This is a genomic window from Collinsella aerofaciens (assembly GCF_001404695.1).
In the GTDB taxonomy this organism is placed as follows: domain Bacteria; phylum Actinomycetota; class Coriobacteriia; order Coriobacteriales; family Coriobacteriaceae; genus Collinsella; species Collinsella aerofaciens_E.
In genome coordinates this window covers 24,564-40,898 of the sequence record NZ_CZAQ01000020.1, presented here as the reverse complement: position 1 = coordinate 40,898, position 16,335 = coordinate 24,564, and the positions used below count along the sequence as shown (strand labels likewise).

Below are 16,335 nucleotides of genomic sequence, written 5' to 3'. Positions count from 1 at the left end.
CGTCGCCGCACTCCTGCCAAAGCCTCGCCGCCTCGAGGGCCTCGTCGCGGCCGAGGCGCAGTACACTCTCTTCTTGGGACATCGCCTTTCCTTCCATTCGTCACCTTCATTACTCCAACGACGAATTCTAGGCGGTGTCCCCTCCCTTTCAAGAAAGGGCGGAGGCGGGGCATGCCCCGCCTCTTACACCACATCTCTGCGCGCTACCAACCCCGTCAGGACAAAAAAGCGTGCCTCGCGCCGCACCGGACCCCAAAATGACGTCGATCTCCGCAATGCCACCCGATTGCAGCGGCACCGGCAGAGCTCACGGTGCTGAATACTCCATTTTTTGCACGGCCCAGGCGGGGGTACATCAGGACCGGAAAGAACATCTCAACTTTTTTTGCAATCTGCAACTGGAAGTATGCAAAACGCTAAGAGAAAGCATCGCTGATGTCCCAATTGAGCGCGCGGAGCAGCAGCGCTTCCACCCTGCGCCCAAATCCAGCAGAGAGGGGACGCTCCTAACGAACCCCCATCGGCAAACAAACGCGGCTCGAGCGCCATCCCAAAATAGGCTGCCCGAGCCGCGTTTAACGGTACGGCATGAATATTAGCGCTCGTAGATTAAGTTGCCCGCCAGGTAGGTGGCCTGAACCTTGGTGGCCTGGAGCTCTTGGGGGTCAACGGTGAGCAGGTTTTGGTCCAGGACTACCAGGTCGGCGTATTTGCCGGGTTCCAGGCTGCCGAGGTTTTGCTCGTCGCCCGCTGCGTACGCGCTGCCAAGCGTGTAGTTGCGTAGGGCCGTTGCCGCGTCGATACGCTCGCTCGGCAGCCAGCCGCCCTCGGGCCAGTGGCTGCGGGGATCTTGGCGCGTGATAGCCGTGTAGAGCACGTTCATGCTGGTAACGGCCGTGATGGGGCTGTCGGTACCGAAAGCTTGACGGATACCGCGCTGCTGATAAGTTGCGAACGGCCACATGATGCGGCTGCGTTCCAGGCCCAGGTCGCGCTCCGGGCCACCCGGGTCGAGCGTGATGTGGCAAGGCTGGCTCGAGGCAATGACGTTGAGTTTGCGCAGACGATCGATGTCCTGAGGCAGCAGATTCTCCAAATGCTCAAGCGTATTATGGCCGTGCTGGGGCAAGCCGTAGAGCTCTGCCGCCTCTTCAAAGATATCGAGCGCAGCATGGATGGCGCCGTCGCCGATAACGTGGATGCGCACGGTGTGGCCGCGCTCGGCTGCCGCCAGAACCAACTTGCGCATGCGCTCGACAGGAACCGTCAGGCGACCCTGATCGCCCGGGAAGCGTGGATTGGTATAGGGATCAGTGAGGTATGCGGTATGCTCGCTCGACACGCCGTCGAAGAACTGTTTAAAGCCTGGCGCCGAGAGCAGCGCGTTGTTCGCGTAGCGGGTCTGGAGTTCTTCCAAGCGCGATTGGTCATCCAGCAGCGTGGGAAACAGATGGGCGCGGATGCCCAGCTTGCCGGCGGCCTGCAGCTTGTCGTAAACATCGTCGCGAATAAAGTCGCAGCCCGGCATGGGCATGAGCGACATATCGCAGATTGAGGTAATGCCTTGCTCGGCCATACGCTTCATCTGGTCGGCGTATGCGCTCGCGATGCGGTCCTCGCCCAGCCACTCCAGGCAGCGCGGCAGCAGCTGCATAGCAGCCGCCTCGTGGGCGATACCCGTAAGCTCGCCATTTGCATCTTTGTCGTAACTGCCACCCGCCGGAGGCTCGCTGTCGCGCGTAACGCCGAGCGCCTCGAGTGCGCGGCTGTTAAGCCACAGCGTGTGCCCGTCGCCCGAGTACATAACGCAGGGACGATCGGGAAATGCCGCATCGAGGGAGGCCTTGGTAGGGTGCTCGGGCGGATCCCAGCGGTAATCGCGCCAACCCTGGGTCACGACCCAGGCGTCATCTGGCAAGCCTTGGGAAAACTCGAGCGCATGCTGCACCAATGCTGCCTCGGACGTGCCCATATCTATGAGCATGTACGGCGAGGAGCCAACCGAAGTATGGAAGAAATGCAGGTGCGCATCGTGGAAACCGGGGCAGACAAACTGCTCGCCGTAATCGACCACCGGCGTGGCGGCAGGTGCGGCGTCAATCACGTCATCGGGCGCGCCGACTGCGACGATGCGATCACCCGCGATGGCAATCGCCAGCTCGCGGGCGGTATCGATGCCGTCTTGCGCGGTAAAGACGTTCTTGGAGCGGATAATCCGATCGATATGTTGCATGGGCATCCCCATCTCTGGCAGGAAATTCAACACCCCCGAGTGTACTCCCCCGCCCCTGTTACAAAACGGCAAGCGGCAAACGGCATCTTTGCCAGGCCAAGTGGCAGGTGGCATACTGGAGGGAGTCTGTACGAATTGCGCGATGGCACAGCAAGGAGCAAATCGACCATGACGAAGACCAAGGCACAGCAGATTATGGCGGCGACCGAGGCTCGCGCGGCTGACGACGTCACCGCAGCCATCAAAGATATCGCTACCGAGTTTGAACCCTATATCATCAAGCAGCGCCGGCACTTCCATAAGCACCCGGAGCTGAGCCTTGCCGAGGAGCGCACGACCTCCGACATCGCCAACCAGCTCGACGCCATGAATATCCCCTACGAGCGTCCGCTCAAGACCGGCTTGGTGGCAACGCTTCGCGGTACCGCGTCGGATGCCTACCACGAGGACGGCACGCCGCGCCGCCGCATCCTGCTGCGCGCGGATATCGACGCCCTGCCCGTCACCGAGCAGACCGGCGAGGAGTTTGCCAGCGTCAACGAGGGCTGCATGCACGCCTGCGGCCACGACTGCCACATCGCCATGATGCTCGGCACGCTGCAAATCCTGCGCCATATGACCGACGACATCCACGGCGAAGTCCGCATCGTCTTCCAGCCCAGCGAGGAAAACGGCCAGGGCGCCAAGCTCATGATCGGCACGGGCGTGCTCGACGGCGTCGATGGCGCCTACGCCGCGCACATCTGGAGTGAGGTCGACGCCGGCACCGTGAGCTGTGAGCCCGGACCGCGCATGGCCAATACCGACTGGTTCCGCATCGACGTCCGCGGCACCTCGTGCCACGGCGCCATGCCCCAGCGCGGTCACGACGCCGTTATGGTTGCCGCCGAGATCGTCAACGCTCTGCAGACCATCGTTTCGCGCGAGATCAGTCCCTACGAGCCGGCCGTCATTACCGTCGGCGAGCTGCACGGCGGCACCGCGCGCAACGTTATCGCCGGCACGGCCTACCTCGCCGGCACGGTGCGCACCTACGGAGATTCGACCCACGAGGAAATGCCGGAGCTCATGCGCCGCATCGTGGAGCATACCGCGGCCGCCTTGGGCGCCGAGGCAGAGCTCACCGACTACACCATCGCCAATTACAAGGTCGAAAACGATGCCGCCTCGAGCGAGCGCTGCCGCCAGGCAGTAATCAAATGCCTGGGCCCCACCGGCCAAGGCCATTATCGCGGCACACTCTCGGGTGAGGATTTTTCGGAGTACCTGCGCCGCGTACCGGGCGTGCTCGCCTTTGTTGGCACGCGCAACCCCCAGATTGGCGCCACGTACGCCCAACATTCTTGCTTCTACAAGATTGACGAGTCGGTACTGGCCAAGGGCTCCATGGTGGCCGCCCAATATGCCATCGACTTTTTGGCCGAGCCCACACAAGAAGAGCTCGACGGCCCCACGATTGCCGCGGTCGCCGAGACCAATCCCGACCTGGCAGCCAAACTGCGCTCTGCCAAGGCCACGGCCGCCGAGGCCCGCGACGCCATGCACGATGCCCGCACCGCCCGACACGCCGCAATCAAGGGCATCCACGACGCTCGCGCCGCCGCCCGCCGCGAGGAGAAGCACGACGAGTAGTCGATCCACGACCATCTCGCAGTCATAGCCGCATCGCGATATCAAAGCGGGGGCGGACGCTTCGGCACGTCCGCCCCCGCTTATTTGTCAAGCGCTATTTCTACCGTTTCTACCCCGTCCCCAAATGGCAGGTGGCAGGGTTACTCGTCCTGCGGGTCCTCGTCGGAGCTTGGCGCAGGCTCGGGCTCAGGTGCAGGCTCGGGCTCCGGTTCCGGCATGGGCGCGGGCTCGGGCTCAGGCACGGGCGCGGGCTCAGGCTCAGGCTCAGGCTCAGGCTCAGGCACGGGCTCGGGCTCGGGCTCGGGCGCAGGCGCCGGCGCCGCAGCGGAATCGGATACGGGCGCTGCGTCGGCGCTAAAACCAGCCGGAGCAGACTTCTTCTCAAACGGCAGCACAAAAGTCAGGACGTCGTCCTTGTCCTCGTCGGCCCACTCGCTTGCGTAGCGCGCAACCCAATAGCCAACGGCACGGTGCTTGAGCATCTTGCCAAAGACCGTGAGGAATACCGTGACAAACGCCGTCAGCACCAAGAACAATACGAGCGTGATGCCACCGCCGGTAACAAGCGCCTCAATAGCCGTAGGACGGTAGTAGTAGCTATACATACCGACAGAGGCAATGGTGCCAAAGACGAGCGTCAGGATCCATGTGACAACGTTGGCGACCAGACCCGTCAAAAACTCGGGAAGGAACGAAGCGCAGAACAGTTTGGTCTTGTTGTGCTTAAAGGCCGCCCAGACCTTATCGAGCGAAAACGCGCTCTCGACACGACCGGTCACCGCAAAGTGCATCACGGCAATGTCGGCGAACATCTTAAAGAAGACCCCCAAGACCGCCGTGACAATCATAGCCAGGACAAGCAGGCCAAGCGAGCCGAACAGCGCTGCCTCGAGTGCATAAGAGCCGTAATACGAATACGAGCCCGCGGCGCCAATTACCACGCTCTCCACCAGCGAAAGCGCCACACCGATAACGGGAATGGCAGCAATAACCTCGAGCACGACCGAGATAACGCTCGAAAAGACTCCGAGGCCAAACGACGTGGAGCGCATCAGCGGACGATCCATGCCGTCATCGACCTTAAGCGACAGGTCGCGGCCCCATTCGATGCCAAAGCCAGAACCGCATGCGCTTGCCACACAGGCAGCCAAAAAGCCGATGGCAGCCGCGATACCGCCGATAACGGGAATGAACAGCACGAGCACTGACACGACACGGATGAGCGCCGGCAAAAAGGCGATCTGGCACACGCGCTGCAGCACGCCCGGCGTCTTGGTCATGTCCTCAAACGCCTGAGCCACACAGCCCTTGGACGCATTCGCCACGGGCGGTTGCGGAACAAACTGCTGGGGCTGACCCTGAGGGGCAGGGGCTGCGGCACCGGCATTAGGAGCACCGCACGCGCCACAGAACTTATCGTTGTCGCCCATGGGGGCACCACACTGCGAACAGAACATCGAGATCATCCCTTCGTATCTTGAGCGAATCATCTGGATCGCAAACGATGTCTTTGGCATCATTATCACCCAATGTGGGGACAAATACTCCAACATGACGCATTTGCAATGCGCAGGGCGCTATTCGATTGTTTGATGAGCTCGACCGCGTTAGTTCGTTCCGCGGAAACCCTTGCCGACGATCTCGGAGCTGTCGACGATCGTGATAAAGGCACCCGGATCGATCTCGCGCGCGTAGCGACGCAGTTGAACGGCCTCGCGACGACTCAGCACGCTCATGATCACCGTCACGCACTTGCCCGAGAAAGCACCGTAGCCGCGGCTGATAGTCGCCGTACGGTTGAGATGCTTGACGATAAACTCCTCGACCTTAAGGGGCTCGGAGCAAATGACCGTGCAGACTTTACGCAGGTGAATGCTCTCGATGGCTTTGTCGACCACAAGCGTCTTGGCAAACAAGCCGAGCACGCAATACAGACCGACGCGCGGACCGTACAAGAAGGCCGCGATGGTCACGATGCCGATATCGACCAGCAGCAGGGCGCGGCCAATCTCGAGCGTCGTGCGGCGCTTGAGGATCATGGCAAGAATGTCCGTGCCACCCGTCGAGGCGCCAATATCAAAGACGATGGCGCTGCCGAGCGCCGGCAGAATCACGGCAAAGCACAGGTCGAGCCACATATCGCCCGTCATCGAGACATCGGTCGGAATAAAGAGCTCAAACAGCGAAACATAGGCGGACAGCGCAAACGAGGCGAAGACACTCCACAGGATTGCCTTGCGCTCCAAAAAGATAAAGCCCAGAACGACCAGGACCGCATTGATAATCCACATAAAGACGCCGACGGGCAGGGTCGGGAACAGCGTGGACAGAATGACCGACACGCCCGAGGTGCCGCCAAAAGCAAAGTGATTAGGGGTTTTAAACGCGACGATGGCAAAGGCCGTGAGGATCAGGCCCAAATTGAGCTCGGCAAAAAAGCGCGGAAAGCCCGGCTCCTGGCTGCGCTTGCGACCAGCGCGCTCGCCCCGCTCGATAACATCGCGATCGACCACGCGCTCCATCGGCACTACGGGAGGACGATGCACCTCCTCGGCAGCACGCGACGCCGCCTCTGCCGCAGCGGCCTCAATTGCCCATGCCTTGCTTTCTGTTTCGTGCTCGTCGGCCATTACGGCAACCCCTCGTTAACAATTTGGAAACAATGCGCCCATTAGAGTAACGCGGAACGTGGGGATTGCAACCCTTAGTTAGACGAGCGGTATGACTATATCGGGAGCGTACAAAAACGACCGGCCACGCTTTTGCTTGCGCGGTCGGCCGTTTAACGTTTTCGCAGATAAAACCTACCAAAACAAACCTGTCCCTTTTTGGAAGGTTATTCGTGCTGGCTGGTGCGGTGCTCGTACTCCTCGGGGGTGATGACGTCCTCGATACGCAGGTTGACGCCCGCCACCTCAAGGCCGGTCATCGCGGCAAGACGCTCGGTGACACGTGCCTTGACATCGTCGAAGATCGCGGGCGCATAGGCGCCGTACTCGATGATGACGGAGATGTTGACGACCACGCGATTGTCATCGGTGACCTCGACCGTCACGCCCTTGGTCAGATTCTCGGCACCAAACTGCTCCTGCACAAAGTGCATGAGGTTACCCTTCATGCCCAGAACGTGCGGAACCTCGCGAGTGGCCATGGCAACGATCTTCTCGATCACGCCGTTGGAATAGGTCAGCGAGTCCTCGGACTCGTCTGCTTCCTCGTCGTCCTCATCCGTATCGGACTCGGCCTCGACGAGAGCCTCATCCTCGAGCGTCACATCCTCAGCTTCGGCGACGACCGCCTCGTTCTCCTCGAGCTCGGTATCGGCCACATCGACCTTCGTGTTAAAAGCCATGGTTCCTCCTTATGCCTGCCACGGATGCGACAGTCGAATACATATTAGCGGCCGCTAAACAGACGGCCGAAGAAGTTAACGATACCGTTCTCGCCGTCGCGAATCTGGCCGATCACGGCGCCGATCAGCACAAAGAATGCAATGACGAGCGTGTCCCACAGGCCCAACGTAAGTACCAGCACGGCGAGGATAAAGCCTGCCACGGCGCCGAGCGTAGTGTTGGGGTGGCGCACGGCGTAGCTCCAGATAGCAGCGCCCGTACCTTTGATGAGACCCATGGCCTCGTCAAAGTCGTTGGCGGCGCTGTCGTGCTGCTCGCCGGCCTCGGGCTTGGTGTCGGCGGAGTCGCCTGCCGGCATAGCGTTCTGATCGATCGTCAGGCGCGGCGTGCGGGCGGTCTTGTCTTGGTTGGTATCACTCACCGGAAACCTCCACGGTCTGGACGGTAGTCTTGGACGGCAAAAAACGGACGCGCGCGGTCGTACCCGGCGTGCCGAGCATGGTATCGCAGGCCTCCTCGATACGCTGCTGCATCGCAGCTGCAAGGGAAGCCACATCGTGATCGTCGAGCGCGATGGCGTCGACCTTAAAACGGACGTGCGACTCGTCGGAGCCCTGGACACGCGCCTCGATATGCTCGACCATCACGCGGTCGTCGCGCTCAGCCGCAGCACGGGCACACGAGGAGAGGGCCGCAAGGGTGACCTCGATATTGCGCTCCCCCGCCGGATGCACGCAGGACGGCTCGCGGCGAGCAAACATCAGGCGGAAGAAGACCGCCAGCACGCCGAGCGCCACGACACCGGCGCACACCGTAACGACAATGCGCGGCATAGGGTCACGCATCAGCAGCATAAAGCGATAGGTATATGGCCCCCAAAACTGGCAGACCAACGTGCCCAACGCCACGACGGCGGCGGCAAGATACACGATCGCTAGGGCTCGTTTGAGCACGCGCATGCGGCGCTCCTTTCGGGTCTCGGTCCACAGATTGCAAAAAGATTCGCATCATTATAAAAGAGCCGGGTCCGGTGCTATAACGCACGCGGATCCGGCTCATCTATTCCACGAGGCTTGCATGCTCGCTTCATTATGCCCAGATATGCACGGCTTAACCCGTGCGGGCGCTACTCCTCCTCGAGGGCAGCGATGACCTCGTCGGTCATGTCCATGGTGCTGTAGACGTCCTGGACGTCGTCGAGCTCCTCGAGACGGTCGATGAGGCGCTGAACCTTCTTGGCGTCGGTACCGGAGACCTCGGTCGGGGTGGTCGGAACCATGGTGGTCTCGGAACCCTTGACCTGGACGCCCTGCTCCTCGAGTGCCTTGGAGACAGCCATGACGTCGTTAGCAGCGGTCCAGACGATCCACTCCTCGCCGGCGTCCTCGTAGTCCTCGCCACCGGCCTCGGCGATGGCCATCATGAACTCATCCTCGTCACCGGCAGCACCGTTGGCGATCATGGTCTCCTTCTTGGCGTTCTCGTCCAGGATCTCCTTGGCGACGACGATCTGGCCCTTGCGCTCAAACTGGAAGGCGACGGAGCCGGAAGTGCCCAGGTTGCCACCAGCGTGGGAGAAAGCGGAACGGACATCGGCGGCAGTACGGTTGCGGTTGTCGGTCAGGCAGTCAACGTAGACGGCGACACCGGCGGGACCATAGCCCTCGTACACGATGTTCTCGTAGACGGCGGCATCGGCACCCGAACCAAAGGCCTTGTCGATAGCGGACTTGATCTTGTCCTTGGGCATGGACTGAGCCTTAGCCTTGGCGACGGCAGCAGCGAGGCTGGCGTTGTTCTCGGGCAGCGGATCGCCACCGAGACGGGCAGCAACGGTGATGTTGCGGCTGAGCTTGGAGAAGAGGGCGGAACGCTTGGCGTCCTGCGCGCCCTTACGATGCTTGGTTGTGGCCCACTTAGAGTGTCCGGACATACGTGTCTCCTATCGGTTTCGACCTAAAGCCCAGCGTGAATGCTCGGGCAATATAAACAAACGTCGTTATGATATACCTACCGGCCTGCAAGATAAACCCCAAAATGAAGGCGTCGTGATGATGCAGCCCCTTGGCGCAAAAAGGCCTGACCCCAATGAGCCAAATTAGGTCCACAGAAGGTCGCTGCGGGTGATCGTGGCACCGATGGCAAAAGGCATGCATGCAATGACTGGGTACAGGTAGCGCATGTAGGTCGATCCGTTACATGGACCGATCAGGCACACGGCGAGCACGCCCAACAGCGGCACCCAGATCGCCAGTGCACGCCATGAATGACGACGCAGCAGGTAGACCACCACGGCAATCATGATCCACACATAGGTGGCCGAGCTCATGGTGAGCGAAATAAACGGGATGCGCTGCACCGCCACACGGTACAGGTTGATCAGATGGTCGCACCAGCGCACGGCTTTGCTATCGACCGGATGGAAGTCAAAGTACTTGAGGTTATCGGGCTTAGCCATGATCTCGGCACTGCGTGCCGTGCTGTAGACCCATGCATCACGAGCACTCGGATAGAAGTACCCGTAGTAGTTATTGACGAGTGCCGAGATATAGCACTCGGGGTCCTTTTTGAACATCTGGGCCCACACCTCAAAATAGGCGTCGATGTCCTCCTGCGAAGCATACTCGTTAAAACAGTTTTTGACGGCATCCGACTTGTCGGGGTTGTAGCGACGGCCCAGGTTCTCGTACTTAAGCACGCGATCGATCACAGCGCGCTCCTCATCGGTCACCAAGCCGTCGCAGGGAGCTTCCACGATGGTGCCGTCCTCCTTAACCGTGGGGTTGACGCCCGAGTTGAGGCCATCGTGCTTTTGGACGAAGCGTGCCGTCTGTTGAAACGGAATCGAGAGGATCTCGCGCTTGGAGCCCGGCGTGATATCGTGCGCCGGCATAAAGACCTTGGTGAAGTACATATTAGAGGCAAGGCAGAGTGCGAGCACCGCGAGGACGCCAACCCAGCGGAAGCGCGGCGTGGCGCATGAGACCGCGGTGCCCGTCTGCTTAGCCGCACGACGGGCGACATGTACATCCCATGCGCAAAACGCCGCCGCAATCACGCAGGCCGCCAACGGAAAGACCAGACCGCCATTGCGCAAAAACGTGGAACCCATGGCAGCCAGCGCAAGCAACAGCCAGTCGTGGCGCGCAAAGAGCACGGGCCTCTGTTCGCCCGCACGCTCGGCATTGGCATCACGACGGGGCAAGCCACATGCCACGAGCTTGACGGTCTGTACCAGCAGCACCAAAAACGCGTCGGCAAAGAGCACGTCTTTGGTGAGCAACGCCGCGTAGTTAGAGAACATCGGCATAAACGCAAAGAACAGCAGGATCGCACCGCGAACCGGCAGGCTCACGCCCAGTTTGCGCAGCGACGAAATGGAATAGGCCATGCAGGCAGCCGTGATGACAAATTGAGCGCAGGTATAGATGATGAGGCCCGCGTTAGCGCTGTTGAACAGCGAAAGCCCCAGTTGAACGCACGAGCCGATAATGGCCGTGTGCACTACGGGATGATGCCCGTTGAGCAGCACGTTGGGGTTGAGTAGGCGCAGGTAGTCGCTCGTGCCGTTGGGATAGTTGAACCACTGGCGAATCTGCGCACCCGTATCACCCATAAAAAGGCCGGGCAGCGAAGCGATGAGCGTGGGCGCCCAGGCGATCATAAGCACCAGGAAGGGCCCGGCAAAGGGATGGACCGAGAGCACGGCGTGAGCCACACGCCATATACGGCCAAAGTGCGCCTCGGAAAACGGGATGCGCCGAGAGCTCAGCCAATCTAGACACTCAAAAGCCAGATAGAAGGCCACGATCGCTAGGAGCATCCAGCCCGCGCCGCCAATCCAGGCGCAGATGATGCGGGCCTTGTCGCCAAGAACAATCTCGGCCGAGTCGGTGAGGTCGTAGCTGCGGCCGAACACCATGCAGATGGCGAAGAACAGCGACGGCAGAATGATCGACGGACGCCAGGTGTCGCCACGGCCAAAGAACACGTAGCGAAACGGCAAGGTGAGCAAGCAGGCAAGCGCAAGCAGCATGACCGCGTCGGTGTGGCCGGCAAACGAGAGAAGCACCTCGTAGCACACGTACAGCATGCCCGAGGCTTTGGGATCAATCGCCAAGACTGCGTTGCTCGACACCGGGGCGGGATCGATGGAAAACGCCGTGGTCGCCAACAGCGCGAGCAAAAATGCGATGAGCGTCTGCTTGGCGGGGTAGCGTTTGAACCAGACGATGCGGGCAGCGTCGCGCGCAGCCGTTGTGGAGAGGTCGGAATCCTTCACAGTCCAAAGAGCCTTTCTAGAAACCTATCAAACTCAGCAAAACCACCACAAAGGTGCCTGTGTCCCCTTTGTGGTGGTTAGGCGTCGAGGTAGATGCGCTGGGGACGGTTGCGGTGTCGCGCGAAGATGATGAGCGCCAGGCCGGCGATCACGAGCGGAAGACTCAGCAGCTGCCCCATCGTGATGACGCCGCCCAGCAGATAGCCAAGCTGGGCGTCGGGCACGCGCACGAACTCGACGAGGAAGCGGACGATGCCGTAACCCATCACAAACACGCCCATAAACGTGCCCTGGGGCAGCAGCGGCTTTTTGCGGCTGAGCACCTGCAGGATGCAGAAGAGCACAATGCCCTCAAGAAATGCCTCGTAGAGCTGGGAGGGGTGACGCGGCATATCGCCCGCAGTCCCGCCAAAGACCACACCCCAGGGCAGATCGGTCGGCTTGCCCCACAGCTCACCGTTGACAAAGTTGGCACAACGGCCCAGGCACAAGGCCAGCGGCGCGCCGATGACGGCAAGGTCTGCCAAAGTCCATGCGTCGAGCTTATACATGCGGCACACGATGATGCCGCCGATAATACCGCCCACCAAACCGCCATGGAAGCTCATGCCGCCCTCGTTGGTGGCAAAGATCTCGAGCGGGTGCGCCCAGTAGTAGCCATCACCGTAAAAGACGACGTAGAACAGGCGCGCACCGATAATGAGGCCAAAGACCACGCCGACCACGACACTCGTCAGGTCGTCAATCGTGATGTTAAAGCCCCAGCGACGCTGCGTGCGGTACATGACGACCGCCGTGAGCAGGGCGCCGACCACATAGGCCAGACCATACCAGTAAATCGTGATGGGCCCCGCCGAAATCGCGACGGGATCAAGCATATGGTAGAAGTCGTTGAGCATGTCGACCCTCCTACTCCCTACATACCAAATGCGGCCGCGGGCCTTGCGCTCGCAGCCGCATATTTGGGCGTAACGTCTATGCGGAGTATGCCGTCCGCAGCTTTCGCAGCTTAGAACGGCGCGTACTCGTCGTACAGGTCCTCGGCCTCGCCGGAGGCATTGACCTGCTCAACTCGTGTAACGCCGGGCACATGCTCCTTCAGGATGCGCTCAATACCCATGGACAGGGTCAGCGAGCTCATGGGACAGCCGGCGCAAGCGCCCTGAAGCTCAAGCTGGACGACGCCCTCGTCGTCAACGCCCACATACTCCATATCGCCGCCGTCGGCCTGCAGGTTGGGGCGGATCTCCTCAAGAACCTTCTTAAGCAGCTCTTCGTTAACAGCCACAGGGGCTCCTTTCTCACAATTACGCGGGCGCGCCCGCGGACAGAAGCTATGTTACTACAGCCGTGTACCCGCTCACGAGCCGTCCATGCGCGCAGACGCGACTTTCATGAGTAGTCAATTTGGGACGGGGCTCTTTTAGCTGCTTTTGCCGGCGCCCGACGCTAACACAGGCTGCTGCTACTGCTGAGCCTGTTCCCCGGTGCCAATGTGTACATCGACGATAACTTGGCGGTAGCTAATACCGCAGGAGTCGAGAATGCGGCGGCTGATGCGGCCGTCGTCGGTGTCGGCGTACTTGTTGTCCAGGTAGACAACCTCGCCCACACCCACCTGCGCCAAAATCTTGGCGCAGTCGTGGCACGGGAACAGCGTGACGTAGACCGTGGAACCCTCGAGGTCCTTGAGCGAGCCACGGTAGTTGAGCACGGCGTTGGCCTCGGCATGGACCACGTAGTTGTGCTTGTCCTGCAGCGGGTCGTCGCTCGTACCCCACGGGAAAAAGTCGTCGTTGAGCGCCGAGGGCGTACCGTTGTAGCCCACCGAAAGGATACGGTGGTTGGTGCTGGCGATGCACGCACCCACCTGCGTGTTGGGGTCCTTGCTGCGGCGCTGCGCGGCGATGGCCACGCTCATAAAGAACTCGTCCCAGCTAATGACGTCCAGACGCTTGCCTGACGAAGTTTGATGAAGATCGTCCGACATGGCAGACACCTCCGTAATCGCAATAGTTTGACCCATTGTAGCAAGTGAAAGGTGGAGGCGTTTGTCCCACCGGCGCCCTCACTTTTACACGCGGCGGGGCTTTTGGTTGATGCGGTAGAGCTCGGCGAGACCCCGCAGCGTCAGTGCGTCATCTACCGTCAGGCTGTGGCCAACCAACGCCGCGAGCGCCTCGGCATCGTCGCCGGTAATGACGATGGGCACGCCATCCTCCCCCGCCGCCTTGGTCGAGCGCATCTCGGCGAGCACCATGTCGAGCATGCCGTCGATGCGGGCTACCTCGCCCAGAACCACGCCCGAACGCATGGCCTCGCGCGTGTTGCGACCGATCACATGCGTGGGTGCCGAAGGCTCGACCTGCGGCAGGCGTGCCGCAGCAGCCGAGAGCGAGCGGGCGCCGAGCGCCAGACCCGGCGCGATGACGCCGCCGACAAAGGTGCCGCGCGCGTCGATGACCTCGATATTAGTCGTCGTGCCCAGGTCAATCACGATGCACGGCGATCCGTAGACGGCGCGGGCAGCCACGGCGTCGGCGATGCGGTCGGGGCCGATCTCGGCCGGATCGTCGTAGTGCACGGGCATGCCGGTCTTGAGGCCCGGCCCCACCGTGAGCACACGCCCCGTGCATGTACGGGAAAGCGCCGCCTTCCACGGGCGCTCGAGCGCGGGGACCACACAGCTCAGTACAGCAGCCGCGGGCACAAGCGCACCCGGCATGCCCGCATCGGCCGCCAGTGCGGCCATGACCTGCGCGAGACGCATGCGCGCCTCGTCGGCTGTGATGCTCAACGGCGTGGTGATCTCGCACGTCGCGAGCGGGCATTCCTGTGCCGCGGCTGAATCCTCGGCAAACAGGCCAAAGCGAATGAACGTGTTGCCCACGTCGACCGTCAATATATATGCACACCCATTAAGCATCGTCGGCGCTCCTTTCGTCTGCCCAGCAGTATATCGCCTACCTAAACCAGCCGTCCCAAAATGACTACCTTGCGGTTATACTGGTGCGCGGTCGTTTGCGAGCTCACGCGGCGGCCCTTGGTAACCCGACTTCCCGCGCCGTATCCGTAACGGCGCTCCCGGGGGAAGCGGATATACGCAAAGGAGTTTTATATGAGCAATCCCTCGAACCGCGCCTCGATGCGCGGGCAACTCATGCTGCGCGGCGTCGTCATCGGCGTCCTTGGCTGCGTGATCATCACGGCAAGCTCGGCCTACACCGCCCTCAAGATGGGCGCACTCCCCTGGCCGATCGTCTTTGCTGCCGTCATCTCGCTGTTCTTCCTCAAACTCATGGGCAACGCCAGCCTCAACGAGGCAAACGTCACCCACACCATCATGTCCGCAGGCGCCATGGTCGCCGGCGGTCTGGCGTTTACCATCCCGGGCGCCTGGATGCTGGGCTATGCCGACCAGATTAGCTGGCTCGACATGTTTATCGTGGCACTCGCCGGCACTATCTTGGGCCTTCTGGCGACAGCGCTCATCCACCGTCACTTTATCGTGGACGCCGCGCTTGAGTTCCCCACCGGTAACGCCGCGGCTCAGACCCTGCGCGCGACCGAGGCCGGCGGCAAGACCGGCAAGCAGCTCTTTGGTTCCATGGCCATCGCCGGCATCTATAGCGTGCTGCGCGACGCCCTGGGCGTGGTGCCCGGCATGCTCTGCACGCTCAATATTCCCGGCGTGACCTTTGGCATCTACAACTCGCCCATGCTGCTCTCCGTCGGCTTCCTCGTGGGCTTCGCCCCGGTCGCCTTCTGGTTTGCCGGTGCCCTGCTAGGCAACTTTGGCATCATTGTGGGCGGCACCGCTGCCGGTCTGTTCGACGTTGTGACCGCGCAGGGCATCGTCAAGTCCTTGGGTATGGGCCTCATGATGGGCTTTGGCGTCGCCGTCGTCCTCAAGGACATCCTGCCGCAGGTCGCCGGTATCGTCCGCGGCCTCGCCGCTGACAGCTCCACCGACACCGACGAGCAGTCGCTCATCTCGGGCTCCCTTAAGCTCGACGCCGGTATCATCGGCCTGGGCGCTGCCGCCATCGCCGTGATCATCGCCATCGTGCTTGACCTTGGCCCCGTTCCGGCCGTCATCGTGACGCTGTTCACCTTTGTCACCACCATCATGAGCGCGCAGAGCTGCGGCCAGACGGGCATCGACCCCATGGAGATCTTTGGCCTCATCGTCATGCTCATCGTGGCCGCCTTCGCACAGATCGCTCAGGTCAAACTGTTCTTTATCGCCGGCATCGTAGCCGTGGCGTGCGGCCTTGCGGGCGACGTCATGAACGACTTTAAGGCCGGCGCCGTGCTGGGCACCAACCCGCGTGCGCAGTGGATCGGTCAAGCCATCGGCGGCATCGTGGGCGCCCTGGTCGCCGCAGCCGTCATGGTCGCGCTCGTCACCGCCTATGGCCCGGACGCCTTTGGCCCCGACAAGAGCTTTGTTGCCGCCCAGGCAAGCGTCGTCGCCACCATGGTCTCGGGCATCCCGAGCGTGCCGTGGTTCGTTGGCGGCTTTATCGCCGGCATCGTCATGTACTGGCTCGGCATTCCGGCCATGATGATCGGCCTGGGCGTGTACCTGCCGTTCTACATGTCACTCACGGCATTCCTGGGCTCCTGCGTCAAACTCGCCTACGACAAGTGGTCCGCCCACCGCGACGCCACCGCTGGTCTTTCTGACGAGGAGAGGGCTGCCAAGGACGCCGCCTTCCAGGAACAGGGCCTGGTTGTCGCCAGCGGCCTGCTCGGCGGCGAGTCCATCGTCGGCGTTATCCTGGCGTTTGTCTCCGTGGGCTTAAGCCTGCTGGGCTAAGCTGAGCAGCTGC

Annotated in this window: 14 protein-coding genes; 2 read left to right on the top strand and 12 right to left on the bottom strand. The window is 61.5% G+C overall.

Translation table 11 applies throughout. The annotated features are described in order from the left end of the window. Nucleotides 1-595: 595 nt before the first annotated feature. The gene (locus tag AQ996_RS06275; protein ID WP_055252005.1) at nt 596-2,239 is read right to left on the bottom strand and encodes an amidohydrolase; all 1,644 of its coding nucleotides are present in this window, start codon (nt 2,237-2,239) and stop codon (nt 596-598) included. Nucleotides 2,240-2,401: 162 nt separating this feature from the next. Between AQ996_RS06275 and AQ996_RS06270 the strand changes: the two genes are divergently transcribed. Next, nucleotides 2,402-3,865: a M20 family metallopeptidase gene (locus tag AQ996_RS06270; protein WP_055252003.1), complete on the top strand. Its 1,464-nt coding sequence runs from the start codon at nt 2,402-2,404 to the stop codon at nt 3,863-3,865. Between the two features lie 140 nt (nt 3,866-4,005). Here the strand turns inward: AQ996_RS06270 and AQ996_RS09820 are convergent, their stop codons facing one another. The 11 genes from AQ996_RS09820 to AQ996_RS06215 form a co-directional block, all read right to left on the bottom strand. Continuing rightward, a complete protein-coding gene (locus tag AQ996_RS09820; RefSeq protein WP_055252001.1) occupies nt 4,006-5,322 on the bottom strand; it encodes a DUF4013 domain-containing protein in 1,317 nt (438 codons plus the stop codon). Nucleotides 5,323-5,472: 150 nt separating this feature from the next. Further along, the gene (locus AQ996_RS06260) at nt 5,473-6,495 is read right to left on the bottom strand and encodes a YitT family protein (RefSeq protein WP_082435553.1); all 1,023 of its coding nucleotides are present in this window, start codon (nt 6,493-6,495) and stop codon (nt 5,473-5,475) included. A 206-nt stretch (nt 6,496-6,701) separates the two neighbouring features. After that, a complete protein-coding gene (locus AQ996_RS06255; RefSeq protein WP_055251999.1) occupies nt 6,702-7,217 on the bottom strand; it encodes an Asp23/Gls24 family envelope stress response protein in 516 nt (171 codons plus the stop codon). A 44-nt stretch (nt 7,218-7,261) separates the two neighbouring features. Next, nucleotides 7,262-7,639 carry a DUF2273 domain-containing protein gene (locus AQ996_RS06250; protein WP_055251997.1) on the bottom strand — a complete coding sequence of 126 codons (378 nt, stop codon included), beginning with the start codon at nt 7,637-7,639 and terminating at the stop codon, nt 7,262-7,264. Further along, a complete protein-coding gene (locus AQ996_RS06245) occupies nt 7,632-8,177 on the bottom strand; it encodes an Asp23/Gls24 family envelope stress response protein (protein ID WP_055251995.1) in 546 nt (181 codons plus the stop codon). The genes AQ996_RS06250 and AQ996_RS06245 overlap by 8 nt, the downstream gene beginning before the upstream one ends. Nucleotides 8,178-8,344: 167 nt before the next feature. Further along, on the bottom strand, nt 8,345-9,151 hold the full coding sequence (locus AQ996_RS06240) for a YebC/PmpR family DNA-binding transcriptional regulator (protein WP_055251993.1): 807 nt from the start codon (nt 9,149-9,151) through the stop codon (nt 8,345-8,347). A gap of 165 nt (nt 9,152-9,316) precedes the next feature. After that, nucleotides 9,317-11,500: a DUF6020 family protein gene (locus tag AQ996_RS06235; RefSeq protein ID WP_253274616.1), complete on the bottom strand. Its 2,184-nt coding sequence runs from the start codon at nt 11,498-11,500 to the stop codon at nt 9,317-9,319. Between the two features lie 77 nt (nt 11,501-11,577). Beyond that, nucleotides 11,578-12,399 carry a prolipoprotein diacylglyceryl transferase gene (gene lgt / locus AQ996_RS06230; protein ID WP_055251991.1) on the bottom strand — a complete coding sequence of 274 codons (822 nt, stop codon included), beginning with the start codon at nt 12,397-12,399 and terminating at the stop codon, nt 11,578-11,580. 110 nt (nt 12,400-12,509) lie between these two features. Beyond that, nucleotides 12,510-12,788 (bottom strand): NifU family protein, encoded by a 279-nt coding sequence (locus tag AQ996_RS06225; RefSeq protein ID WP_055251989.1) that lies wholly within the window; start codon nt 12,786-12,788, stop codon nt 12,510-12,512. A gap of 177 nt (nt 12,789-12,965) precedes the next feature. After that, nucleotides 12,966-13,490: a deoxycytidylate deaminase gene (locus tag AQ996_RS06220; RefSeq protein ID WP_055251987.1), complete on the bottom strand. Its 525-nt coding sequence runs from the start codon at nt 13,488-13,490 to the stop codon at nt 12,966-12,968. 84 nt (nt 13,491-13,574) lie between these two features. Then, complete coding sequence (locus AQ996_RS06215; RefSeq protein WP_055251985.1) at nt 13,575-14,426, bottom strand: type III pantothenate kinase; 852 nt, start codon at nt 14,424-14,426, stop codon at nt 13,575-13,577. Nucleotides 14,427-14,618: 192 nt separating this feature from the next. Between AQ996_RS06215 and AQ996_RS06210 the strand changes: the two genes are divergently transcribed. Continuing rightward, nucleotides 14,619-16,322 (top strand): OPT/YSL family transporter, encoded by a 1,704-nt coding sequence (locus tag AQ996_RS06210; RefSeq protein ID WP_055251984.1) that lies wholly within the window; start codon nt 14,619-14,621, stop codon nt 16,320-16,322. Nucleotides 16,323-16,335: the final 13 nt, after the last annotated feature.

What these genes read in the sequence shown, in the direction of transcription:
- AQ996_RS09820 (WP_055252001.1), bottom strand. Translation starts at nt 5,322, where the DNA reads ATGTTCTGTTCGCAGTGTGGTGCCCCCATGGGCGACAACGATAAGTTC.
- AQ996_RS06270 (WP_055252003.1), top strand. Translation starts at nt 2,402, where the DNA reads ATGACGAAGACCAAGGCACAGCAGATTATGGCGGCGACCGAGGCTCGC.
- AQ996_RS06220 (WP_055251987.1), bottom strand. Translation starts at nt 13,490, where the DNA reads ATGTCGGACGATCTTCATCAAACTTCGTCAGGCAAGCGTCTGGACGTC.
- AQ996_RS06215 (WP_055251985.1), bottom strand. Translation starts at nt 14,426, where the DNA reads ATGCTTAATGGGTGTGCATATATATTGACGGTCGACGTGGGCAACACG.
- lgt (WP_055251991.1), bottom strand. Translation starts at nt 12,399, where the DNA reads ATGCTCAACGACTTCTACCATATGCTTGATCCCGTCGCGATTTCGGCG.
- AQ996_RS06210 (WP_055251984.1), top strand. Translation starts at nt 14,619, where the DNA reads ATGAGCAATCCCTCGAACCGCGCCTCGATGCGCGGGCAACTCATGCTG.
- AQ996_RS06275 (WP_055252005.1), bottom strand. Translation starts at nt 2,239, where the DNA reads ATGCCCATGCAACATATCGATCGGATTATCCGCTCCAAGAACGTCTTT.
- AQ996_RS06245 (WP_055251995.1), bottom strand. Translation starts at nt 8,177, where the DNA reads ATGCGCGTGCTCAAACGAGCCCTAGCGATCGTGTATCTTGCCGCCGCC.
- AQ996_RS06260 (WP_082435553.1), bottom strand. Translation starts at nt 6,495, where the DNA reads ATGGCCGACGAGCACGAAACAGAAAGCAAGGCATGGGCAATTGAGGCC.
- AQ996_RS06240 (WP_055251993.1), bottom strand. Translation starts at nt 9,151, where the DNA reads ATGTCCGGACACTCTAAGTGGGCCACAACCAAGCATCGTAAGGGCGCG.
- AQ996_RS06255 (WP_055251999.1), bottom strand. Translation starts at nt 7,217, where the DNA reads ATGGCTTTTAACACGAAGGTCGATGTGGCCGATACCGAGCTCGAGGAG.